Here is a 21,630-nt window from a genome sequence, read left to right as displayed (position 1 = left end):
AGCACGTGCGACGGCCCTCGCGCATGGCGCGGGAGCCGGACAGACCATGACGGATCCCGGCGCGATTCCCACGGACGGACGCGCCTTCGCACGCAGGACGACGAGACGAACACGATGGCCGGCTTCAAGGACCAGAACTTCAACGATCGGCGGAGCACGTCCGCGGACGCGAAGAAGGCCCTGCTGGAGAAGTTCCGGGCCAAGCCCGCCGCCGACGATCCGGAGGTCCAGGCCCGCCTGGCGGAGCGCCAGAAGATCGCCGAGGCCCGGGCCGCCCGCACCGCGGAGCGCGAGGCCGCCAAGCAGGCCGAGGCCGAGCGCCGGGCGGCCGAGGAGGCGGAGGCCAAGGCCCGCGCCGAGCGCGAGGCGGCCGAGGCGGCCGAGCGCGAGGCGGCCGCGGAGATCGAGCGCAAGGCCGCCCGCGACGCCCGCTACGCCGCCCGCAAGGCGCGCCGCAAGTAGGCGGGACATCGGAGCGGCCTGCCGGGTGCAGGCCGCCAGGTTCCAGCTGCCGAAGTTCAGCCCCCGCCGATTCGGCGGGGGTTTTTCTTTGTCCGACGGCCTCACGGCGCGCACCTTGGACGGGTGCGGAGCGGCCCGCGGCTCGATCTGCCTCCACCTTCACCGGGGACACCAAGCCTCGGCACCGCCCGCGTGAAGGTCTCCCGCGCCGGCGTCACTCGCCCTTGCGCGGACGGCCCCGGCGGGCCGGCGCCGGCTCGTCCTCGCCGCCCTGCCCGGCCGCGAGCCGGGCCGCGGCCGCGCGGTCGCGCCGGATCTGGCCGAGGCCGAGGCTCTTGGCGAGTTCGGAGCGCTGGGCGGCGTAGGTCGCGGCGACCATCGGGTAGTCGTGCGGCAGGCCCCATTTCTGGCGGTAGGCTTCGGGGGTCAGCCCGCGGGTCGTCAGGTGCCGCTTGAGCGACTTGTAGGGCTTGCCGTCCTCGAGGCTGATGATGTGGTCCGGCGTCACCGTCTTGCGGACCGGCACCGGCGGCGTGGGCTTCTCGGGCTCGGGCGCCGGGGGCGCGGCGACGCGCTCGAGGGACGAGTGCACCGCAGCGATCAGGTTCGCCAGCTCCCCCACCGGAACCGAATTCTTCGACACGTAGGCCGACACGATATCGGCTGAGAGATTGATCAATTGCGAGGTCGGTGCCGGCTCGTTCGCGTTCATGGACGCCCCTTGCTTTGAAATACTTCTTTGCACATGGCGCCAAAACTCCCGACAGTCAATGGAAAAATTGATTTATGAGTAGATCGGAGGCACCAATGGCCCCGATCAGGGGCTTGCCCCACAGCCGCTGCTTTACCGGCAAGTTCTGATTCACGTATAGCGGGTTGCAAAAGGAATTTTTGCTCGCATCTTGATCTCACGGTTATCCCGAGCGGGAGGCCCGAGCCTCACGGGGCCGCCGGCAACGCAGAGGGAGCGCGACACGTCGCGAACTGACGCAATCATTACTTGAGGTTGCGAAACGTGCCGGTGGCATCCGCAGCGGTCGCGGATTCCACACTGGCGCAACCACAAAAAAATGCAATCCTGGATTGTGTTTTCGGCCCTGGCGCGCGCACGAAAAAGGGCACCTGCCGCGACCGGCAGGTGCCCGATGAAAGCTCGCCAGAAGCACCGTCCGCTACGCGGGTCGGTCGGTCGGGACGCGTCTCATCCGAAATCCGACTGCTCGCTTCGAGCGATCCCGTCGGATCGCTTCCACGATGCGGATTTCGGCCTCGCCCAGGCACCACGCGGACCTGCCGGGGCGATTGCCGAACGGATCGTTCGGACGCCGCCTCACTGTTTCGGCGCGGCGACCGGCGCGGCCGCGGGCTTGGCCGGCGCCGCGGGGGCGGCGGCCTTGGGTGCCGCGGCCCATTCGGCGTCCGGCCGCGGACCGTTCGGGGCGCCGGTGGCGGCGGTGAGCTGGCCGGGGGCGACGTCGTTCACGCGGGTCCAGGTCTGGGAGCCGCACAGGAAGCCCATCAGGCAACCCCGCACGTTGAGCTCGGCCGGCTCCTCGGTCCAGATCGAGACGTCGTAGAGCTTGCCGTCGTCGGCGTTGTAGATCTGCCCCTCGTAACGGTTATCCGCGTTCGGCTTCAGCCCCATGATCAGCTGGTGGCCGAGCGAGGGGCGGCTGCGCTTCTTGGCGTCGGTGTTCTTGAAGTCGACCCGGGGCTGGCCCTTGTCGTCGTTGGGAGTCTTCAGCCAGACGGCGTAGCCGCAGACCCGGTCGGCGCGGCCCGGGCACTTCTCGATCCGGATGCGGGCCCGGCCGTCCTCGGTCAACCAAGTTCCGCTCGGGTCTTTCGGTGCCGCGAGCGCTGCGCCCGACGACAGGCCGAGGGCCACGAGCGCCCCGGTCAGGACCTTCTTCATACTAATACCCTCGTCTGGTGCGGCCCGCGCACGTCATTGTCCGTCGCTGATGCCGCATCGCGCGGCCGGATGCCAGAGGCCGGCCCATTGCGTCGGAATCGTGGGCGGTCGATGCGGACATGCTGCCTCACGGCGGGATGTCACATGGCCGGCCGCTCCTGCGGCGAGCTAGAGCAGCACCGCCGGGCGGCAATCGTCCATCCGGCGAGCGATGCCGAATTTTCGTTCGATCTTGTCGACTGCCGCACAGCGGCGTCCCGTCACCGCCAGGGCTGCCGCATGTTCACGACCGAGCTCCTCGTGATGACCTCCGCCACCCTCGGGGCGATCGTCATCGTGCTCGCCGCCCGGCCGGGAGCCAGCCTGCCGCGGCTTCCCCGCGCGGCCGGTGCCGCCCGGCGGCCCATCGGGCGCTGAAGCCCGCACGCTCCCACGGCCGCTCGCCGGATGCGGGGATTTCGGGGAGCGTCGGTGCGTTTTGGTGCGGTGCAGCACCGCGGGAACCCGGAAAGTCTGCTAATCTTCGGAGAATAGGCTGCCCCTGCGGCGGCGCAATCCGAAAAGGAGCTGACCCGACCGTGCCGCACGCCTCCGAGCTGATCGCCATCATCGCCCTCGGGCTCGTCTTCGCGTTCATCGGCGGCATGCTCGCGCAGCGGCTGAAGCTGCCGCCGCTGGTCGGCTATCTCCTGGCGGGCGTCGCGGTCGGGCCGCACACGCCGGGCTTCGTCGGCAACGCGGAACTGGCCGGGCAGCTCGCCGAGATCGGCGTGATCCTGCTGATGTTCGGGGTCGGCCTGCACTTCTCGATCGGCGACCTGATGTCGGTGCGCGCCATCGCGCTGCCCGGCGCGGTGGTGCAGATCGCGGTCGCGACCCTGATGGGGCTGGCACTCAGCTTCGCCTGGGGCTGGGGGCTGGGGGCCGGCCTCGTCTTCGGCCTCGCCCTCTCGGTCGCCTCGACGGTGGTGCTCCTGCGGGCGCTGGAGGAGCGCAGCCTCCTCGATTCCGACAAGGGCCGCATCGCCGTCGGCTGGCTCATCGTCGAGGACCTGGCGATGGTGCTGGCCCTCGTCCTGCTGCCGGCGCTCGCCGGGCCGCTCGGCGGCGAGAGCGCGGGCGCGGCGCACGGCATCGCGGGCGACGGCAACATCTGGCTCACCCTCGGGCTCACGCTGGCCAAGGTCGCGGCCTTCGCCGGGCTGATGCTGGCCGGCGGCCGCCGGGTGGTGCCCTGGCTCCTCGACCAGGCCGCCCGCACCGGCTCGCGCGAGCTGTTCACCCTGGCGGTGCTGGCGCTGGCTCTGGGCATCGCCTACGGCTCGGCCGAATTGTTCGGCGTCTCCTTCGCGCTGGGCGCCTTCTTCGCCGGCATGGTGCTGGCCGAATCGGACCTCAGCCACCAGGCCGCGGCGGATTCCCTGCCGCTGCAGGACGCCTTCGCGGTGCTGTTCTTCGTCTCGGTCGGCATGCTGTTCGACCCGACAATCCTCCTGCGCGAGCCGCTCGCCGTGCTCGCCACCCTGGCGGTGATCCTGGTCGGCAAGTCGCTCGCGGCGGTCGCGATCGTGCTGGCCTTCCGCCACCCGCTCTCGACGGCGCTCACCATCGCGGCGAGCCTGGCGCAGATCGGCGAGTTCTCGTTCATCCTGGCGAGCCTCGGCATCGGCCTGAAGCTGCTGCCGCCGGAGGGGCGCGACCTGATCCTGGCCGGCTCTCTCCTCTCGATCACCCTCAATCCGCTGATCTTCGCGGCCCTGGCCCGCCTGAGCGGCTTCATCGAGTCGCGGCCGGGCCTCGCCGCCCGGTTCGAGCGCGGCGGCGAAGAGATCGCGGTCTCGAGCCACGCCAAGGGCCGCGCGGGTCACGCGGTCGTGGTCGGCTACGGCCGGGTCGGCGGTGCGATCGGCAAGGCGCTGGCGGCCTGGGAGCTGCCCTTCGTAGTGGTGGAGCGCGACCGGCGTCGGGTCGAGGAACTGCGAGCTGCGGGCATCGCGGCGGTGTTCGGCGATGCCGGCGCGCCGGGCATCCTCGAGGCGGCGGATATCGGGCGGGCGCGCCTGCTCGTGGTGGCGAGCCCCGACGCGCACCAGGCCCGCCGCCTGATCGAGATCGCCCGCGAGGCCAATCCGGGGATCGACACGGTGGTGCGCACCCACAGCGACACCGAGCGGCGCAACCTCGAGGAGGACAAGGTCGGGCTGGTGCTGATGGCCGAGCGCGAGGTCGGCTTCGGCATGGCGCTCTATTCCCTGCGCAGCCTGGGGCTGAGCGAGGGCGAGGCGCGCCTGTTCATCGATACCAGCCGGGCCGAGAGCCGGGCCGAGCCCGCGGCGGAGGCCGAGCCCGAACTCGGCGCCCCCGAGCTGCGGCCGCACCGCGAGGCCTCGGCGGAGTCGTGACTCGGGTTCGTTACCGAATCGCAATCATCCGGTAAGCGTCGCCACAGCTCGGATCCGCCATCGTTCTTCCGGCTCGTCGAGGATTCGGCGCGCCCGAGAGGAGTCCGACGATGTCGCAGCCGCAGATGGAGCGCCCGGCCGAGCTGATGGTCTGGCACGGCGCCCGCGCCGCGCCGGGGCCGCGGGAGACGCGCCGCTATCCCACCCTGCGCGCCGCCCTGGCGGCGGCCGTCGCGGCGGAGGATCCCGAGGCGCTGCCGTGGATCGTGACCGAGGACGGCGCCGTGCTCAGCCCGCACTGGATCGACGAACACGCCCCCCGATCCGTCGCCCGCCCCGTCCGGCTCTCGTCCTGACGGCATGAGACAGCACGGCTTGCGTCGTTCGGCCGGCTCACGTTCCGCTCGCGCGCGTGCTATCGTCGTCCGACGAGCACGAATCGCCATGACGAGCCTGCGCAAGACCGCCCCTGCCCGCCCGGCCACGATCGCGGCGTCCACCCACGGCTACGCCGCCGCCGCCGTGAGGCTGCGCCGCGCGGCCAACGACAACCGCCCCCGATCCGGGCGCCGCCGCGTGCTGACGCTGGTCGCCGGCACCTGGGTCGCCGTGCTGGTCGCGGCGGCTTTGGCGCTGTGGCGGACCGGGGGGTTCTGAAGACCTCGTCACGGCTTGAGATCATCGGGACGCCGGTCCAGACCCTCACCCGCGCCCTGAATACGAGCATCACGGCGTCGTCGGACCTGTCGAGGCCCACGAGCACAGTGCTTTCAGCCTGGCTGCCTGTCGCAAGGCACGGCCCTTTCCCGGACGACTGCAGCGTCAGCGGAAGGAGATCCGGGATCCAGCGCAAGGACTCGCCGCGAAGCGGCTCTGTCTCTTGCAACGGTGCAGACAGGCGGACGCTTCGCGACATCTGTGCTGGATCCCGGATCTCCTTCCACTTCGTTCCAGTCGTCCGGGAAAGGGCGGGGATGAAACTGGACGGGAATGGGCCCATACCTCGCGACGCACGGCTACGTCGTTCAAGACGGACGCTCGTTCCTACCCCCCCTGCATCGCCCGCACGATCTCGACGCGGTCGCCCTCGGCGAGCGCCGTCGCCGCCCAGTCGCGCTGGCGCACCACCGCGCCGTTGAGCGCGATGGCGAAGCCCTGCGGGCCGGGCAGGTCCAGGTCGGCGGTCTCCTGGCGCCACAGGGCGTCGAGGGTGGCGGCCTCGCTGTCGCGGGATTCGCCGTTGACGAGGAGCTTCATGCGGTCTCGCTTCGAAGGGAGGGCGGCGGGGCGAACCGGGACAGGCCGAAGGGCGCGGCCACCGGCAGCGTCTCGCCGCACAGGATCAGGGTGGCGACGGCCTCGGCGGTGACCGGGGCCAGGAGGTAGCCGTTGCGGTGGTGGCCGGCGGCCAGCACCAGGCCGGGCCGGGCCTCGCCGAGGATCGGGGCGTCGTCGTCGGAGGTCGGGCGAAAGCCGCTCCAGATGCCCTCCACCCGCATCTCCTCGACCCCCGGCAGCGCCCGGCGGGCGCCCTCCAGCAGGGCGTAGAGGCCGCCGCCGGTGAGGTGCGGATCGAAGCCGGCCTCCTCGACGGTGGCGCCGACGATGAGCGAGCCGTCGCCCTTCGGCGCCATGTGGACCTGCTCGGTCCAGACCACGTGAGAGAGAAGCCCGCTGCGCGGCGTCATCTGCAGCGCCATGGACTGGCCCTTGAGCGGGCGGACCGGCAGGGCGAGGTCGGGCACCAGCCCCCCCTCCCCGGCCCAGGCGCCGGAGGCGAGGACGACGGTGCCGGCCCTGAACGTACCGGCGGAGGTCTCGACGCCGGTGACCCGGCCGCCCTCGCGGGTGAGCGCGGTGACCATGGTCCCCTCGACGAGGCGCCCGCCCGCGGCCCGGAAGGCCTGGCGCAGGGCGGCCATCACGCGGGCGGGATCGACCTGGTGGTCGTCGGGGCAGAAGAGGCCGGCGGTGACGGTGGGGCGCAGGCCCGGTTCGCGGGCGCGGATGGCGGGTCCGGACAGCCACTCGACGGACAGACCGTCGCGGCGCTGCAACTCGTGGCGGAAGCGCAGCCGCTCGACCTCGTCGCGACCGAGCGCGATCACCAGTGTGCCCTCGCGGCGGTAATCGATGGAGAGGCCCGATTCGGCCTCCAGCTCGTCGCGGAACGGGTGCCAGAGGCGCTGGCTTTCAAGGCAGAGCGGTGACAGAACCTCGCCCCCGGGCTCGTGCTCGGCGGCCGCGGCCAGCATGCCGGTGGCAGCGAGGCTGGCGCCGTCGCCGACGCGGCCGCGCTCGATCACCGCGACGGAGAGGCCCGCGCGCGCCAGGCGCCACGCGACCGACAGGCCGATCAGCCCGGCGCCGATCACCGCGGCGTCGGCTCGTTCAGGCAACCGGTCGCTCTCCGGGCTCGGGCTCGGTCCGCCCCGCCGTCCGATCGTCTGCGCGTGCACCCTCGTCTCCACGGTGGCCCGAAGAGAGTGGACTGCGCCCGGTGGCCGGATGATGCGCGCGGATCCACGAGGATCCTGTCCAATCCCTACGCCGGTATGAGCCGGATCAGGTTCGAAGGATTTCCGCGCTGACCGGGCCTGAAAGGCCGGTCCAGCGGTGTCTCAGCCCCTTGTCGGGGATCTCCCTGGAACACCCGCTATCTGGCGAGGGACGGGCCCGCCGTCAACCGGTCTTCATCCGCGTCTCAACCACCCTTGCCCGGACGGTAGATCGCCATCTCCTCGGCGAAGCCGTCGAGGGGGTGGGTGCCGAGCAATTCGGGGTCGCCCCACAGGAAGTCGACGAAGGGCTTCGACATCAGGAGCGGCTCGGACAGGACCTTGTTGAGCTTGGCCAGCCGGCTGGCCAGGTTCACGTCACGGCCGATCACCGTGAAATCGAGCCGCGCGCCCGATCCGACATTGCCGTAGGCCGCCTCGCCGTGATGGAGCGCGATGCCGACCTCGATGCGGGTGGGGAAGCGCCCGGCGCGGTTGGCCTCCTCGACGCGGCGGAGCGCGGCCTGCGCCGCCGAGAGGGCGCCCTGCGCTGCGCCGCCGAGATCGTCGCCGCTCTCGCGGAAGATCGCCAAAAGGCCGTCGCCCATGTATTTCAGCACCTCGCCGCCCTCGCTCTCGATCGGCGGCACCAGGCAGTCGAAATAGGTGTTCAGGAGTTCGACCGAGGCCTCGGGCGGCAGCGCATCGGTGAGGCGGGTATAGCCGCGCATGTCGGCGAACAGGATCGCTGAGCGGATCCGTTCGACCTGGCCGCGGCGGATGAAGCCGGCGAGGATCGCCTGATGCGGCCCGTCGCCGACATAGACCCGCAAGACGTGGTCGAGCCGGGCGTTGAGGCCGCGCATCTCCATCACCGCCGACAGGGTCGGCACGATGAAGCGCAGGATCGCCAGGTCGTCGTCGCCGAAGCCGCGCGGATCTCGGGTCGCGAAGGTGACGCCGTTCTTGGTGCCGTTGGTGAAGAACAGCGGCACGGTGATGTAATGGGTGAAGCCCGCGCTTTTAAGCTCCGGGACGATGCTGAAGCGGTCGTCCGGCGTCTCGCGCAGGTCGAGGATCAGCCACTCGCCGGTGGCGTAGACATGGGCGAAGGGGCTGCGGGCGAGCGCCTTCTCGCTGGCCTCGCCATGCGGGAAGAGGCGGAAGCTGACGCCGTCCTCCCGGGTCCAGAACCGGCCGACGCCGGAATAGTCCGAGTGCAGCGCGTCGATGGCGGTGGTGGCGCGGTCGACCGGCACGCCGAGGTCGTTCAGCCGCTCGGCCATGCCGGCGAGGAGGTCGCCGGATTCCGGCAATCTGGCCCCCTCGCTGAGCAGCCAGTCGCGGAGCGCCACGCAGTCGCGAAACAGGCCGATCGGGATGTCGCTCGCCTCCGACCCGTCCGCCGCGGCCGTGGGCGTCGGAACCGGGTTGGTGCGAGGCTGGTCGTACATGGGTCTGACATGGGCGTTGCGCCGCGGGACGGCAAGGCTTGATCGCGGAGAAGGCTTGGCTACGGACAACCGGCCCGCCGGCCCGGGATCGGACCTCCTTGGCATCGGCCCTCGGTCCTGCTAAGCCTGAGTTCGTCGCCGGGCCATGCTCCGGCCGGCCGTAAGCGTCTCACGTCAAGCAACGCGCTCCCTCAGGTGATTGGCACCGGGCGGGTGCGTGCCGCATCGTCCGGGCCGAGAGCCTGTTCCGAAAGACGTGTCATGTCTTCTCCTTCCTCTCCGCGACGCCTGCCGGCCTCCTCCGCGCCGCTGGTGACCGCGTTCCTCCTCTCCGTCCTGATGACCTGCGTCGTTTCCGGCATCTCGACCCTGCTCGCCCACGGGGTCACTCCGGACCTCGTGTGGCACTGGCCGCGCGCCTGGGGCTTCTCCTGGCTCGTCGCCTTCCCGACGCTGCTGCTCGTGCTGCCGCTGGTGCGGCGCGCGGTGGCGCGGATCGTGGCGCCGCCGCGCTGACGAAGAAGGGCCCGGCAGGCGATTTGCCTGCCGGGCCCTTCTTCGAATCGGGTCCAGAGTCTCAGTTGTCGAGGAAGCTCCGCAGCTTCCTGGACCGGCTCGGATGCTTGAGCTTGCGCAGGGCCTTGGCCTCGATCTGGCGGATGCGCTCGCGGGTCACCGAGAATTGCTGGCCGACCTCCTCGAGGGTGTGGTCGGTGTTCATGCCGATGCCGAAGCGCATGCGCAGCACGCGCTCCTCGCGGGGGGTGAGCGAAGCGAGCACCCGGGTGGTGGTCTCGCGCAGGTTCGACTGGATCGCCGCGTCGATCGGCAGGACGACGTTCTTGTCCTCGATGAAGTCGCCGAGGTGGGAATCCTCCTCGTCGCCGATCGGGGTTTCCAGCGAGATCGGCTCCTTGGCGATCTTGAGGACCTTGCGCACCTTCTCCAGCGGCATCGCCAGCTTCTCGGCCAGCTCCTCCGGGGTCGGCTCGCGGCCGATCTCGTGCAGCATCTGGCGCGAGGTCCGGACGATCTTGTTGATCGTCTCGATCATGTGCACCGGGATGCGGATCGTGCGGGCCTGGTCGGCGATCGAGCGGGTGATCGCCTGCCGGATCCACCACGTGGCGTAGGTCGAGAACTTGTAGCCGCGGCGGTACTCGAACTTGTCGACCGCCTTCATCAGGCCGATGTTGCCCTCCTGGATCAGGTCCAGGAATTGCAGGCCGCGGTTGGTGTACTTCTTGGCGATCGAGATCACCAGCCGCAGGTTCGCCTCGATCATCTCCTTCTTGGCCTGGCGGGCTTCGCGCTCGCCCTTCTGGACCATGTGGACGATCTTCCGGTACTCCTGGATCTCCAGGCCGGTCTCGGAGGCGAGCGAGATGATCTGCTCGCGCAGGGTCAGGATGTTTACCGCGCCGCGCTCGGTGAAGTTCTTCCAGCCCTTGCCGCCGAGCTTGGCCACCCGCTCGACCCAGTGCGGATCGAGCTCGTAGCCCTGGTAGTGGCGCAGGAACTCGTCGCGGGCGACGCCGTGGTTCTCGGCGAGCCGCATCAGGCGGCCCTCGTGCGAGATCAGCCGCTTGTTGATGTCGTAGAGCTGCTCGACCAGCGCCTCGATGCGATTGGAATTCAGCGACAGCGACTTCACGTCGGCGACGACGGTGTTCTTCAGCTCGGAATAGCGCTGCCCCTGCGATTCAGAAGCCGCGGCGCCCTTGAGCCGGGTCTCGGCCTGCTCGGCCTGGACCTTGCGCAGCTTGCGGTAGTTCTCGGCGATCGCGTCGAAGGTCTCGAGCACGCGCGGCTTCAGCTCGGCTTCCATCGCCGAGAGCGACACGTTGTTCTCGAGGTCGTCCTCGTCGCCCTCGCCCTCCGGCGGGGTCTCGCCCTCGGCCTCCTCGTCGCCCTCCCCCTCGACCTCACCCTCGGCGGGGCCGGCGCGGCCGTCGGGGCCGGCATAGGTCGCCTCGAGGTCGATGATGTCGCGCAGGAGCACCCGGCCGTCGACGAGCTCGTCGCGCCAGATGATGATGGCCTGGAAGGTCAGCGGACTCTCGCACAGGCCGGCGATCATCGCCTCGCGCCCGGCCTCGATCCGCTTGGCGATCGCGATCTCGCCCTCACGCGACAGGAGCTCGACCGAGCCCATCTCGCGCAGGTACATCCGGACCGGATCGTCGGTGCGGTCCGTCGGCTCCTTCGTGGTCTCGGCCCGGAGCGCGACGGGGCGCGCGGCGGCGACCTCGGCCACCTCGCCGCCCTCGCTCGCCTCTTCCTCCTCGGCGGCTTCCTGAGGCGCGTTCTCGCCCTGCTGCTCGTCGGCCTCCTCGGCCTCGACCACGTTGACGCCGAGCTCGGACAGCTGTCCGAGCACGTCCTCGATCTGCTCGGAGGTGAATTCCTCCTGCGGCAGCACCTCGTTCAACTCGTCGTAGGTGACGTAGCCGCGCTTCTTGGCGAGCTTGATCATCCGCTTGACGGAGGCATCCGTCAGGTCGAGGAGCGGGCCGTCGGTCTGCTGCTCGGGGGCCGCCTCGGTCTCGTCTCGTTCCGTTGCCTTCGTCGCCATGCTCAGCCTATGCTTCCCGGTGTCGGCAGTGCCCAGGCGGGGGAGGCTCCCGCCGTGCCGGCACCGTGATGTCTCGTCGGACGGCGCACGAGCCGCCCCAGGAACTCACGCAAATGTGCAAGCCATTCGATCGACTTGCCGTTAACTAGTCCGGACGGAAGCCGCAAGCCGCACCTCGCCCGAGTCGGGTTCGGCGTCAGTGCGATTCCGTCTCTTCGGTCACCTCCGCCTCGGCTTCGGCGCCCGCCACCACGGAGAGGCGGGTCTTCACGTCGCGCAGCCAGGCGAAGTTGGCCTCCGTCTCCTCATCCGCCAGGGCGCGTTCGGCGGCCCGGAGTTCGCTATGTAGCGTTCCAGCCTTGCGGTGCAAGATCACGGCCTGCCGGAGCGCGTCCTCCAGCCGCACGGGATCGGCGTGCGGATCGAGCACCCAGCGGTCGCCGGGGCGCACCAGGCCGGCAACCCGGCCCGCCGCCGCCGCGAGCCCGGCCCGCTCCAGCCGCGCGTCGAGGAAGGCGGCGTCGCCCGCCCCGCCCTCCGCCGCGAGATCGAGCAGCGCGCCGCGCAAGGACCGCGCATCCGCCCCCTCGAACTCGACCTCGGCCAATTCTTCGGCCTCGCGGGCGAGCAGCTCCGGATGGACCAGGAGAGCCGCGACGATCAGGGCCTCGCGCGAGGACGAGCCGCCGGAGAACAGCGACGAGCGGGCCAGCAGCGGGCTCGCCCGGGCGGTGAGCCGCGGCGAGACCGGCGCCGGGGGCTGCCCGCGCCCACGCGGCACGAAGGGCGTCCGCTCCCGGTACGCCCGGTCGCCCCCGCCCTCCCGGCGGGCGCCCCCATTGGGGCTCAGGGAGCGCAGGCGCGCCTCGATCTCGTCGCGGTAGTAGCGCTTCAGGGTCTCGTCGCGGATGCCGTTGACGATCTCGCGCAGGCGCTGGGCGAGGCCGGCCCGCCGCTCCGGCGTGTCGACCGGGCTCATCTCGGTCTCGCGCGACCACAGGACGTCGACGAGCGGCCTCGCGCCGTCGAGCACGCGGTCGATGGCGCCCGCGCCCCCGGTGCGCAAGAGGTCGTCCGGGTCCTGGCCCTCCGGCATCAGGGCGAAACGCAGCGACTTTCCGGGCTGGAGCGCCGGCAGCGCGACGTCGAGGGCGCGGTAGGCGGCGCGCCGGCCGGCGCCGTCGCCGTCGAAGCACAGGATCGGCTCGTCGGCCATGCGCCAGAGCAGGGCGAGCTGGTCCTCCGTCAGCGCCGTGCCGAGGGAGGCCACCACCTCCGGGTGCCCGGCGAGCGTCATCGCGATGGCGTCGACGTAGCCCTCGACCGCGATCACCCGGCCGGTGTCGTGCGCGCTCTTCCGGGCGGCGTGGTGGTTGTAGAGCATCCGCCCCTTGTGGAAGAGCGGCGTCTCGGAGGAATTGAGGTATTTGGGCTTGGCGTCCGGGCTCATGCCGCGGCCGCCGAAGGCCACCACCCGGCCGCGCACGTCGCGGATCGGGAAGATCACGCGGTCGCGGAACCGGTCGAACGGCACCTTGATGTCGTCGCCGGTGGTGAGGAGGTTCAGCTCCACCATCAGCTCGGCCGGCACGTCGCGGGCCGCGAGGTAGTCGCGGAGCGCGTAGCGCTCGGGCGGGGCGTAGCCGAGGCGGAAGGTGCGGCCCACCTCGCCGTCGAGCCCGCGGCCGGCGAGGTAGTCGCGGGCGCGCGCCCCGGCGCGGCCGGCCAGCTGCTCCTCGAAGAAGATGCAGGCCAGCTCCATCACCTCGAGCGCGCCGCGGCGGCGCGTCTCGCTCTCGCGCGAGGCCTCGCTCGGCGCCGGCAGCGCCACCCCGGCCTCGTTGGCCAGGCGCTCCACGGCCTCCGGGAACGAGACTCCTTCGGTCTCCATCACGAAGGTGAAGATGTCGCCGTGCTTGCCCGACGAGAAGCAGTGGTAGAACTGCTTCTGGTCGTTGACGTAGAACGACGGCGATTTTTCCGCGTTGAACGGCGACAGGCCGCGCCATTCCCGCCCCGCCTTCTTGAGGCGCACGCGCCGGCCGACGACCTCGGAGGCCGGCAGGCGGGAGCGGATCTCTTCGAGCAGGTGGGGCGGATAGCGCAAGGGTGACGGTCCGATCGAGGGATCTGCCGAGGGATCTGCCTTGTAGCGCGTCTTGGTCAGCGGAGTCCTAACGGATCGGGGATCGGCGGACGGGCGCGGATTTCCCCTCTCCCCGCGGGCGGGGAGAGGGCCGTGTGCCCGTTCAGGGGACACGGCAAGCGCAGGCGAAGCCGGAGCGAGGGGGTGTTTCCGGAGGAGTCTCACTCGTCGAAACCCCCTCACCCTCGCCCTGCGGGCTCCCTGAGCCCCTCCGGAGCTCAGGCCTCTCCCCGCCCGCGGGGAGAGGAGGGTTCCCGCGCCATTCTTTTCCCCGGACAGTCCTGCCGTGGGCGGGGAGAGGGGAGACCCGCATTTGCTTGATGAGGTCGTCACGCCGCCCGCACGGTGGCGAGGAAGCGCGCGACCTCGGCCGAGAGCTGCTCGGAGTACCGCGACAGTTCGGACGAAGCCGCGAGAACCTGCGTCGCGGCGGCCCCCGTCTCCTCGGCCGCGCCCGCCACGGCGGTGATCGTGTGCGTCACCGCATGGGTGCCCGAGGCCGCCTCGGCGACGTTGCGGACGATCTCCTGGGTCGCTGCGCCCTGCTCCTCGACCGCCGCGGCGATCCCCACCGACGTGCGGCTGATCTCGGCGATGCGCCCGGTGATCGCCTCGATCGCCGCGACCGCATCGCCGGTCTTGCCCTGGATGCGGCTGATCTGTCCGGTGATCTCCTCGGTGGCTCGTGCCGTCTGCCCCGCCAGCTCCTTCACCTCCGCCGCCACCACCGCGAAGCCGCGGCCGGCCGCCCCGGCGCGGGCCGCCTCGATCGTCGCGTTGAGGGCGAGCAGGTTGGTCTGGCTGGCGATCGACGAGATCAGCCCGACGACGTCGCCGATGCGCGACACCGCCTCGCTCAGTTCGCGCATGTGGCCGGCGGTGCCCGCGGCCTCGTCGACGGCGTTGCGCGCGAGCGCGGCCGAGCCCGAGACCTGGCGGCCGATCTCGTGGACCGAGGCGCCGAGTTCTTCCGCCGCGGCCGCGACGGTGCCGACATTCTCGGCTGTCTGGCCGGCGGCGGCGGCGACCGCGCCGGAGCGGCCGGCGGTCCGCGTCGCGCCGTCGGTCATGACCGCAGCGGTGGCCTGGAGCTCGGTCGCGGAGGCCGCGACCTGGCCGACGATGCCGCCGACCGCGTGCTCGAAGGCGTCCGCCATCTGGCGCATGCCGGCCCGGCGCTGCTCCTCGGCCGAGGCGCGGGCGAGCGCCGTCTCCTCTTCGAGGGCGCGGGTGCGGATCAGGTTGTCGCGAAACACCTGGACGGTGGCGGCCATCGCGCCGACCTCGTCGCGGCGGCCTTGCGCCGGCACCGTGACAGTGGCGTCGCCCTCGGCCAGGGCCTGCATCGCGTCCGTCATGCGGCGGATCGGCAGGGCGATGCGGACATGCGCCACCGCGCAGCTCAAGGCCACGAGCACGAGCGCCGCCCCGAACAGGGCCGCGTTGGCGATCAGCCGCCCCTGCGCCGCCTCGGCCGCCGCGTCCGCCGCCTGCACGCCGGCGGCGAGGGCTTCGTTCGCCACCGCCACGATGGTGTTGAGCTTCGGGGTGACGAATTTCTGCCACTCGGGCAGGGACATGGCGGGCTCGGCGCCGGACCCGAAGGCACGCAGGTTGCGCTGGATCGTCGTCGTCACCTCGGGCGTGAAGTAGGCTCCTTGCGCCGCCGTCACCGCCTCGGCGATGCGGGGCGGCAGGTCGGCCGTCGCGGCCTCGACGAGCTTCCACGTCGCCTCGTAGCGGCCGCGCAGGACCTGCACCGCCTCGGCCTGCTCAGGGGTGAGCGGCGTCCGGCTCGACAGGACGGTGTTGACCACCACGGCGAGCGAGCCGGCGGTGGCCCGGGTCGCCCAGGCATTGTTCTTGGCGCCGGTCAGCACCCGGCTCTCGGGATCGAGGCGGCCCATCTGCCGCTCCAGCGCGGCCGAGACCCGCTCGAGCCGCGTCAGCACCGCGTCGCCGGTCTGCAGCACCCGGGGCGCCAGGGCCTTGTCGCGGGCGCCGGCCTCGAGGCCGTAGGCCTCGTCGGCGGCTTTCCGCAGGGCGAGCTGGTCGCGGTAGCCGGAATCCAGGTCCTTCAGGGTTCCGGCGAGGCCCGGCACGTCGAGGTCGGCAGGCGCGGCGAGGAGCGCCCGGATCGCCGCATCGACCCGGCCGCGATGGCCGTCGATGACCTTGCGCATCGCCCCGACCTGCTCGCCCGACAGGCTCAAGGTCGCGGCGGTGTCGCCGCGCTCGGAGCGGAAGGCCTGCATCGCCTCGAGGATGCGCTGGTCGAGCTTCGCCGCCGCCGCGACGGTTCCGGCGCTGCGATGCCCGTTCCAGGCCGTGACCACCCCGTCGAGCGTCATGGCGCCGACGATCGCGCCCAGCGCGAGCGCGATCCCGAGCACCAGGGCCCGGATGGACAACAACGACCTCACCGCGGCCTCCGAATGCTGGAAGCCGCCCAGGCTTCACGTCGATCCGGGTGCAGATGACGACAACTTCCCTAATGAAGGCCTAACTGTCGCAGTGTTCGTACTTGTATCAGAACCTTGATCCGCGAATACCTAACGAGCAGCGAGAGTAATGCGCCGTCTACAAAACCAGTACGGCCGATACCGTGAAACCGCGACGCGGGAGGGCCCGGACCGTCGCGGCGGGTGGCGAAGTCCCGCCGTGGAGGGCCTTCCCGGCGGGGCTCGGAGCCGGGCCCCGCCATGGGAGGCCTTTCCCGGCGGAGCCCGGACGCGCGCGTCAGGCCAGCATCCCCTTCACCAGGCCGCTCGCCTTGGCGAAGTCCATCCGGCCGGCATATTGGCCCTTCAGGGCGGCGATGACCTTGCCCATGTCCTTCGGCGAGGCGGCGCCGGTCTCGGCGATGGCGGCCTGGATCGCCGCGCGGGTCTCGTCCTCGTCCATCTGCTGGGGCAGATACTGGGCGATGATCGCGGCCTCCGCGCGCTCGCCTTCCGCGAGCTCGGGCCGGCCGCCCTGGTCGTAGACCGTGGCGGATTCGTTGCGCTGCTTGATCATCTTCTGGAGCAGCGAGAGGATCTCCTCCTCGGCCAGCGGCTCCTTGCCGAGGCCGCGGGCCTCGATGTCCTTGTCCTTGAGGGCGGCCTGGATCAGCCGGACGGTGGCGAGCTTCGCCTTGTCGCCGGCCTTCATGGCCTCCTTCATCTCGGCGGTGAGGCGCTGGCGCAGCATGCCGGTCTCCTGGTGTTGTCGTGTGTTACAAGACACTTGAAAGGCGGGGCACTTGAGGGGATACCGGGGCATCCCCAGATTGACCGGGCCGCCGCCGGCCTCGTAAACAGCCGGCCGCGCCCGTCGGCCGTGCCCGGCCGCGACATAAGCGAGTTCACGATCATGCTGCAAGACGACGCGGCCGCCCCCGCGCAACCCGAAGGCTGGGCCGAGCCCGTCGCGACCGCCCTCCTGGTGCTCGCCGACGGCACGGTCCTGGAGGGTTTCGGCATCGGTGCCACCGGCGAGGCCGCCGGCGAGGTCTGCTTCAACACCGCGATGACCGGCTACCAGGAGATCCTGACCGATCCGTCCTATGCCGGGCAGATCGTCACCTTCACCTTCCCCCACATCGGCAATGTCGGCACCAACGACGAGGACCTCGAGAGCCTCGACGACGCCCCCGCCTCCGGCGTGCGCGGCGCGGTGATCGCCTCGGCCGTGACCAACCCGTCCAACTGGCGCTCCGCGCGCCACCTCGATGGCTGGCTGAAGGCCCGCGGCATCGTCGGCATCACCGGCGTCGACACCCGCGCGCTGACCGCGCTCATCCGCGACCGCGGCATGCCGAACGCCATCCTGGCGAACGACCCGGCCGGCCGCTTCGATCGCGAGGCGCTGAAGGCCAAGGCCGCGTCGCTGCCGCCGATGGAGGGCCTCGATCTCGTGCCGCCGGTGACGAGCAAGGCCTCCACCACCTGGGGCCAGACCGTGTGGCAGCACCCCGCCGGCTACGGCAGCCGGCCTGCGGGCGAGGGCCTGAAGGTCGTGGCGATCGATTACGGCGTGAAGCGCAACATCCTGCGCCTGCTCGCCAAGGCGGGCTGCGACGTCACCGTCGTGCCGGCCACCGCGAGCGCCGAAGAGGTGCTGGCGCTCAAGCCCGACGGCGTCTTCCTGTCGAACGGCCCGGGCGACCCGGCGGCGACCGGCGAATACGCCGTGCCGGTGATCCGCGCCCTCCTCGACCAGAAGGTCCCGACCTTCGGCATCTGCCTCGGGCACCAGCTGATGGGCCTCGCGCTCGGCGGCCGCACGGTGAAGATGAGCCAGGGCCATCACGGCGCCAACCACCCGGTGAAGGACCACACCACCGGCAAGGTCGAGATCGTCTCGATGAACCACGGCTTCGCGGTGGACCCCAAGAGCCTGCCCGGGAACGCGGTCGAGACCCACGTCTCGCTGTTCGACGGCTCGAATTGCGGCCTGTCGCTCACCGACTGTCCGGCCTTCTCGGTCCAGCACCATCCGGAGGCCTCGCCGGGCCCGCAGGACAGCCACTACCTGTTCGACCGTTTCGTCAGCCTCATGCGCGAGACGAAAGGCAGCAACGCGTAACTCCGAAAAAGGTTGCGGCCGGTTCCGGCCGCAGCCACAAAAAACCCGAACTCGCGGTCGATTCTCTCGGCCGTCCACCGCCCTGGAGCGACGACGATGAACGATCGTCGCGGGGCCGCGAATTCGGGGCTTGCCCAGTGACCGACCACGCCGCGACCGACAGCTTCTCGCGCCTGCACCGCACCTTCACCACCCATCTCGGCATCGCCGTGGGGCTGGCCTGGGTGACCACGCTGGCCGCCGCGACCCAGGCGCCGTGGGTGCGCAACATCCGCGCGCTGATGGACCCGATGGCGAGCCGGGTCGAGAGCACCTGGTCGTTCCTGTTCGCGATGCCGGTGGTGCTGACCCTGGCCTGGCTCGGCGCCCTCTACGGCCGCGAGACCCTGCGCGAGCTGCGCGCCCTGCCGAACGACGCCGCCGAGTTCGCGCTGGCCTCCCTCGTCGCCTTCGCGGTGTTCTACCTCTCGATCGACCGGGCCGTCTCGGTCCTGCTGATCGGCGGCTGAGCGCGGTCCGGGTGGTCACCTCCTGGCGCGAGTTCTGGGACCGCGACACCCCGATCTACGTCAATGCGCGCCACAAGGCCCGGCACTATGCCGGGCTGGCGAAAGACATCGCCGCCCTGGTGCCGCATCCGGACGCAGTCGTCCTCGACCACGGTTGCGGCGAGGCCCTGTCCGCCGACCACGTCGCCGGGCTGTGCGGCCGGCTCCTCCTCTGCGACGCCTCCCCGCGCCAGCGCGAGGCGCTGACCCGGCGCTTCTCCGGGAACCCGGCGATCGCCGTCCTGTCGCCCGACGAGGTCGCGGCGCTGCCGCCGGCGAGCCTCGACCTCGTGGTGGCGAATTCCCTGGCACAGTACCTCACGGCGGCCGAACTCGACGCCTGCCTCAGCGACTGGCGCCGCCTGCTGCGGCCCGGCGGCCGCCTGATCCTCGCCGACGTGATCCCGCCGCATCTCGGCGCCTTCGCGGATGCGGCCGCCCTTCTCGCCTTCGCCCGGCGCGACGGCTTTCTGCCGGCGGCGCTCCTCGGCCTCGCCCGGACCCTGGTGTCGGATTACCGCAGCTTGCGCCGGCGGCTCGGGCTCGCGCGCTACAGCGAGACCGGGATGCTGGACCGGCTCGCGGCCGCCGGCTTCGCGGCGGAGCGGATGCCGCGCAACCTCGGGCACAACCAGGGGCGGATGGCGTTCTCGGCCAGGGTCTGAGCCAGGACTCGAGACGGGCCTCGCCGTCCGGTCCGCTCCGGGCTACGCGGCCGTCGTCAGCCTCGCGACGGCACCGACGATCTGCCGGAGCGGAAACGGCTTCTCCAACCGCTCGATACCGGCGAATTCGGCCGGAATCGCCTCGGCATCGTACCCGGTCGTGAACACGAACGGGATGCCGCTGTCCTTCAGCGTCTCGGCCAGCTTGAACGATGGACCTCCGCCGAGATTGATGTCGACCACCACGGCATCGGGACGCCGCTCGTCCAGTTCCGCGCGCGCATCCTCCTCGCTCGCGCACGGGCCGACGACCTCCGCGCCGGCGCCCTGCAGGGCCCGCGCGGCATCCGTCGCGAGATAGAAGTCGTCTTCCACCACCAGGACACGGCGACCCTTGAGATCCGGTCCGTCCGTCATGTCGAGCGCTCCTCCGAAGACCGTCATACGTTGCGGCGCACCCGTCTCCAGGATGCTGGCGCCCCCCTTGAGGGGGAACTCCAAATGACAGTGTGCGCCCCCGGGCTCGATCGTCACCCGGCCGCGCCCGCGCAGCTCGTAGGGGACGCGCGCCTCGATCAGCTCGCTGCCGAAGCCGCGGCGGCGGGGCGTATCCCGGGTCGGCGGCGGACGCTCGGGGGCTCCTTCCTCGATCCAGTCGAAGACGAGCCAGGGGCTGCCGCGCGTCTCGACGACGGACCACCGGACCGTGACCTTGCCGTCCGCGACGGACAGGGCGCCATACTTCAAGGCGTTGGTCGCCAGTTCGTGCACGGCCAGCGTCAGCACCTCCGCGGCCTTGGGAGAGAGCGCGACATCCGGCCCGTCGAGGTCGTACTGCCCCTCGTGCTGCGCCTGGACGCTCACCTCGTCGTGCACGATGCCGGCGAATCCGACGCTGACATTCGCCGCGCGGGTGAGCAGCGCCTGCACCCGGGCGAGGGCGAGCAGGCGGCCCATCAGCAACTCGGTGTAGTCCGGCACGCTGGCAGCCCGCTCGCCGGTGCGCCGCGTCACCGAGCGGATCATCGCCATGATGTTGCGCACCCGGTGCTGGAGTTCGGCCATCAGCACGGAGGCGTGCTCGGCGGCGAGCCTGGCCTCGGTCACGTCCTCGGCGATGCCGCCGATGCGCGGGATGCGGCCGTCATCGTCGAAGGGGAAGTCGGTGTTCCTGATCCAGCGGAAGGCGCCGTCCGAGGGCCGCCGGATGCGGAACTCGTGAATGGACACCTCGCCGGTGCGGGCCGCCTCCAGATGGCTCAAGGCGACCTCGCGGTCTTCGGGCACGATCATCGCGGCCCAACGTGTCGCGTCGCCGAGCAAGGCATCCTCGTCCGCGCCGTAGATCGTCGCGAGGGCGGGGCTCGCGAACTCCATCGCGAGCGTGTCCGCGTTTCTGATCCAGAGGCCGGCGGCGGACGCCTTGGCGAACTGCCGGAAGCGTTTCTCGCTCTCGCGCAACGCCGCCTCGGCCTGCTTGCGCTCGTCGATGTCGATGTTCGCCCCGATCCATTTCTCGATGGCGCCGCCTGCATCGAGGACCGGAGCCGCGCGGACGTTGGTCCAGCGCCAGCCGCCGTCGGGCGCGCGCACGCGGAACTCGGCGTTCACCTGCCCGCGAGCGGCGATCGCCTCCCGCCACTGCCGCTCGGCATAGGCCCGGTCGTCGGGATGGATCGCGTCCAGCCACCCGTAGCCGAGCCACTCCTCCACGGTCTGGCCGGTATAGGCCCGCCAGCTCGAGCTGTCGGCGACGACGCGGCCGTCGGCATCCGTCTCCCACACCGCCTGCGTCCAGCTCTCGATCAGGAGGCGGTGCCGCGCAGCGCTCGCCCGAAGGGCCTGCTCCGCCAGGTGCTGTGCCGTCGTCTCCTTGAGCGTCCAGAGAACACCGGCCACCCGCCCGGTCTCGTCGTGGACAGGCACGTAGTCGACATCGAACCAGGCATCCTCCAGGCAGCCGTTCCGCAGGACGGGATAGCGTTGGCCGACGAGCCGCGCCGAGTCTCCGGCCATGCCGGCTGCGAGGTCGGCGGCGAACACACCACGTGAGCGGGCGAACGTCTCGTGGGCCGGGCGCCCCAGGGCGCGGACGCGATGCTCCTTGAGCAGATCCGTGAAGCGGTCGTTGTAGAGGTGGATCGCCTCATCTCCCCAGACGAGGCTCATCATGCTGGGCGACCGGAGCATCAGATCGACGATGGTCCTCAGACTCTGCGGCCACCGCGCGATCGGCCCCAGAGAGGTCGAGGCCCAGTCGAAAGAGCGGATGAGCGCGGCGATTTCGCCATTGCCGTGCGGCCATCGATCTTGTGTTTGCAGCATGTCGTCAAGACACAAGACCGATTGCCCAAGTCAATTGATAAATGTTAGTCTACTCGTGAGCCGGGAGCGGA

19 protein-coding genes and 1 riboswitch are annotated in these 21,630 nt (G+C 71.0%); of the genes, 9 read left to right on the top strand and 10 right to left on the bottom strand.

The genetic code is table 11. The annotated features are described in order from the left end of the window. The first annotated feature begins 114 nt into the window (after positions 1 to 114). On the top strand, positions 115 to 462 hold the full coding sequence (locus BM430_RS00245) for a DUF6481 family protein (RefSeq protein WP_093564166.1): 348 nt from the start codon (positions 115 to 117) through the stop codon (positions 460 to 462). Between the two features lie 214 nt (positions 463 to 676). On the opposite strand, the gene BM430_RS00240 is transcribed toward BM430_RS00245, so the two are convergent. After that, complete coding sequence (locus tag BM430_RS00240; protein WP_093564164.1) at positions 677 to 1,174, bottom strand: Ros/MucR family transcriptional regulator; 498 nt, start codon at positions 1,172 to 1,174, stop codon at positions 677 to 679. Positions 1,175 to 1,792: 618 nt separating this feature from the next. After that, a complete protein-coding gene (locus BM430_RS00235) occupies positions 1,793 to 2,377 on the bottom strand; it encodes a DUF2147 domain-containing protein (RefSeq protein ID WP_093564162.1) in 585 nt (194 codons plus the stop codon). Positions 2,378 to 2,521: 144 nt separating this feature from the next. On the opposite strand from BM430_RS00235, the gene BM430_RS00230 reads away from it, so the two are divergent. The 4 genes from BM430_RS00230 (at position 2,522) to BM430_RS00215 (ending at position 5,436) form a co-directional block, all read left to right on the top strand. Then, the gene (locus tag BM430_RS00230; protein WP_093564160.1) at positions 2,522 to 2,794 is read left to right on the top strand and encodes a hypothetical protein; all 273 of its coding nucleotides are present in this window, start codon (positions 2,522 to 2,524) and stop codon (positions 2,792 to 2,794) included. A gap of 161 nt (positions 2,795 to 2,955) precedes the next feature. Next, on the top strand, positions 2,956 to 4,779 hold the full coding sequence (gene ybaL / locus BM430_RS00225) for a cation:proton antiporter domain-containing protein (RefSeq protein WP_093564158.1): 1,824 nt from the start codon (positions 2,956 to 2,958) through the stop codon (positions 4,777 to 4,779). Between the two features lie 110 nt (positions 4,780 to 4,889). Then, positions 4,890 to 5,135, top strand: a complete 246-nt coding sequence (locus BM430_RS00220; protein WP_093564156.1) for a hypothetical protein — start codon at positions 4,890 to 4,892, stop codon at positions 5,133 to 5,135. An 88-nt stretch (positions 5,136 to 5,223) separates the two neighbouring features. Continuing rightward, on the top strand, positions 5,224 to 5,436 hold the full coding sequence (locus BM430_RS00215) for a hypothetical protein (RefSeq protein WP_093564154.1): 213 nt from the start codon (positions 5,224 to 5,226) through the stop codon (positions 5,434 to 5,436). Positions 5,437 to 5,823: 387 nt separating this feature from the next. On the opposite strand, the gene thiS is transcribed toward BM430_RS00215, so the two are convergent. From thiS to BM430_RS00200, 3 genes are all read right to left on the bottom strand, one after another. After that, complete coding sequence (gene thiS, locus BM430_RS00210; RefSeq protein ID WP_093564152.1) at positions 5,824 to 6,036, bottom strand: sulfur carrier protein ThiS; 213 nt, start codon at positions 6,034 to 6,036, stop codon at positions 5,824 to 5,826. Beyond that, positions 6,033 to 7,238, bottom strand: coding sequence for a glycine oxidase ThiO (gene thiO, locus BM430_RS00205; RefSeq protein WP_177302871.1), 1,206 nt, complete (start codon positions 7,236 to 7,238; stop codon positions 6,033 to 6,035). The genes thiS and thiO overlap by 4 nt, the downstream gene beginning before the upstream one ends. A 65-nt stretch (positions 7,239 to 7,303) precedes the next feature. Continuing rightward, positions 7,304 to 7,434: riboswitch (TPP riboswitch) on the bottom strand. 49 nt (positions 7,435 to 7,483) lie between these two features. Beyond that, positions 7,484 to 8,731: an adenylate/guanylate cyclase domain-containing protein gene (locus BM430_RS00200; RefSeq protein WP_093564148.1), complete on the bottom strand. Its 1,248-nt coding sequence runs from the start codon at positions 8,729 to 8,731 to the stop codon at positions 7,484 to 7,486. Between the two features lie 261 nt (positions 8,732 to 8,992). Here BM430_RS00200 and BM430_RS00195 point away from each other — a divergent pair, with 261 nt between their 5' ends. After that, positions 8,993 to 9,247, top strand: coding sequence for a DUF2798 domain-containing protein (locus BM430_RS00195; RefSeq protein ID WP_093564146.1), 255 nt, complete (start codon positions 8,993 to 8,995; stop codon positions 9,245 to 9,247). Between the two features lie 61 nt (positions 9,248 to 9,308). Here the strand turns inward: BM430_RS00195 and rpoD are convergent, their stop codons facing one another. From rpoD to BM430_RS00175, 4 genes are all read right to left on the bottom strand, one after another. Further along, positions 9,309 to 11,306, bottom strand: coding sequence for an RNA polymerase sigma factor RpoD (gene rpoD, locus BM430_RS00190; RefSeq protein ID WP_093564144.1), 1,998 nt, complete (start codon positions 11,304 to 11,306; stop codon positions 9,309 to 9,311). A 196-nt stretch (positions 11,307 to 11,502) separates the two neighbouring features. Continuing rightward, entirely contained in the window at positions 11,503 to 13,413 is a 1,911-nt protein-coding gene (gene dnaG / locus BM430_RS00185) for a DNA primase (RefSeq protein WP_093564142.1), read from the bottom strand. 368 nt (positions 13,414 to 13,781) lie between these two features. Continuing rightward, a complete protein-coding gene (locus BM430_RS35495; RefSeq protein WP_093564140.1) occupies positions 13,782 to 15,875 on the bottom strand; it encodes a methyl-accepting chemotaxis protein in 2,094 nt (697 codons plus the stop codon). Positions 15,876 to 16,191: 316 nt separating this feature from the next. Beyond that, a complete protein-coding gene (locus tag BM430_RS00175; RefSeq protein ID WP_093564138.1) occupies positions 16,192 to 16,644 on the bottom strand; it encodes a GatB/YqeY domain-containing protein in 453 nt (150 codons plus the stop codon). 162 nt (positions 16,645 to 16,806) lie between these two features. Between BM430_RS00175 and carA the strand changes: the two genes are divergently transcribed. The 3 genes from carA to BM430_RS00160 all read left to right on the top strand — a co-directional run bounded on the left by carA (position 16,807) and on the right by BM430_RS00160 (position 19,234). After that, positions 16,807 to 18,021, top strand: a complete 1,215-nt coding sequence (gene carA, locus BM430_RS00170) for a glutamine-hydrolyzing carbamoyl-phosphate synthase small subunit (RefSeq protein ID WP_093564136.1) — start codon at positions 16,807 to 16,809, stop codon at positions 18,019 to 18,021. A 137-nt stretch (positions 18,022 to 18,158) separates the two neighbouring features. After that, positions 18,159 to 18,530 carry a hypothetical protein gene (locus tag BM430_RS00165; RefSeq protein WP_093564134.1) on the top strand — a complete coding sequence of 124 codons (372 nt, stop codon included), beginning with the start codon at positions 18,159 to 18,161 and terminating at the stop codon, positions 18,528 to 18,530. An 11-nt stretch (positions 18,531 to 18,541) separates the two neighbouring features. Continuing rightward, the gene (locus BM430_RS00160) at positions 18,542 to 19,234 is read left to right on the top strand and encodes a class I SAM-dependent methyltransferase (protein WP_093564132.1); all 693 of its coding nucleotides are present in this window, start codon (positions 18,542 to 18,544) and stop codon (positions 19,232 to 19,234) included. Positions 19,235 to 19,276: 42 nt separating this feature from the next. Here the strand turns inward: BM430_RS00160 and BM430_RS00155 are convergent, their stop codons facing one another. Beyond that, entirely contained in the window at positions 19,277 to 21,559 is a 2,283-nt protein-coding gene (locus BM430_RS00155; protein ID WP_093564130.1) for a PAS domain-containing protein, read from the bottom strand. Positions 21,560 to 21,630 lie beyond the last annotated feature (71 nt).

It is taken from the genome of Methylobacterium sp. 174MFSha1.1, assembly GCF_900116815.1.
Taxonomy (GTDB): domain Bacteria; phylum Pseudomonadota; class Alphaproteobacteria; order Rhizobiales; family Beijerinckiaceae; genus Methylobacterium.
Note: the sequence above shows the minus strand (reverse complement) of the source record. Positions and strands in the feature narration are given on the sequence as shown.

Coding starts and splice junctions, on each gene's coding strand:
- BM430_RS00175 (WP_093564138.1), bottom strand. CDS start 16,644: ATGCTGCGCCAGCGCCTCACCGCCGAGATGAAGGAGGCCATGAAGGCC.
- BM430_RS00220 (WP_093564156.1), top strand. CDS start 4,890: ATGTCGCAGCCGCAGATGGAGCGCCCGGCCGAGCTGATGGTCTGGCAC.
- BM430_RS00200 (WP_093564148.1), bottom strand. CDS start 8,731: ATGTACGACCAGCCTCGCACCAACCCGGTTCCGACGCCCACGGCCGCG.
- BM430_RS00235 (WP_093564162.1), bottom strand. CDS start 2,377: ATGAAGAAGGTCCTGACCGGGGCGCTCGTGGCCCTCGGCCTGTCGTCG.
- BM430_RS00230 (WP_093564160.1), top strand. CDS start 2,522: ATGGCCGGCCGCTCCTGCGGCGAGCTAGAGCAGCACCGCCGGGCGGCA.
- BM430_RS00215 (WP_093564154.1), top strand. CDS start 5,224: ATGACGAGCCTGCGCAAGACCGCCCCTGCCCGCCCGGCCACGATCGCG.
- BM430_RS00195 (WP_093564146.1), top strand. CDS start 8,993: ATGTCTTCTCCTTCCTCTCCGCGACGCCTGCCGGCCTCCTCCGCGCCG.
- thiS (WP_093564152.1), bottom strand. CDS start 6,036: ATGAAGCTCCTCGTCAACGGCGAATCCCGCGACAGCGAGGCCGCCACC.
- BM430_RS00155 (WP_093564130.1), bottom strand. CDS start 21,559: ATGCTGCAAACACAAGATCGATGGCCGCACGGCAATGGCGAAATCGCC.
- BM430_RS00245 (WP_093564166.1), top strand. CDS start 115: ATGGCCGGCTTCAAGGACCAGAACTTCAACGATCGGCGGAGCACGTCC.
- carA (WP_093564136.1), top strand. CDS start 16,807: ATGCTGCAAGACGACGCGGCCGCCCCCGCGCAACCCGAAGGCTGGGCC.
- BM430_RS00240 (WP_093564164.1), bottom strand. CDS start 1,174: ATGAACGCGAACGAGCCGGCACCGACCTCGCAATTGATCAATCTCTCA.
- rpoD (WP_093564144.1), bottom strand. CDS start 11,306: ATGGCGACGAAGGCAACGGAACGAGACGAGACCGAGGCGGCCCCCGAG.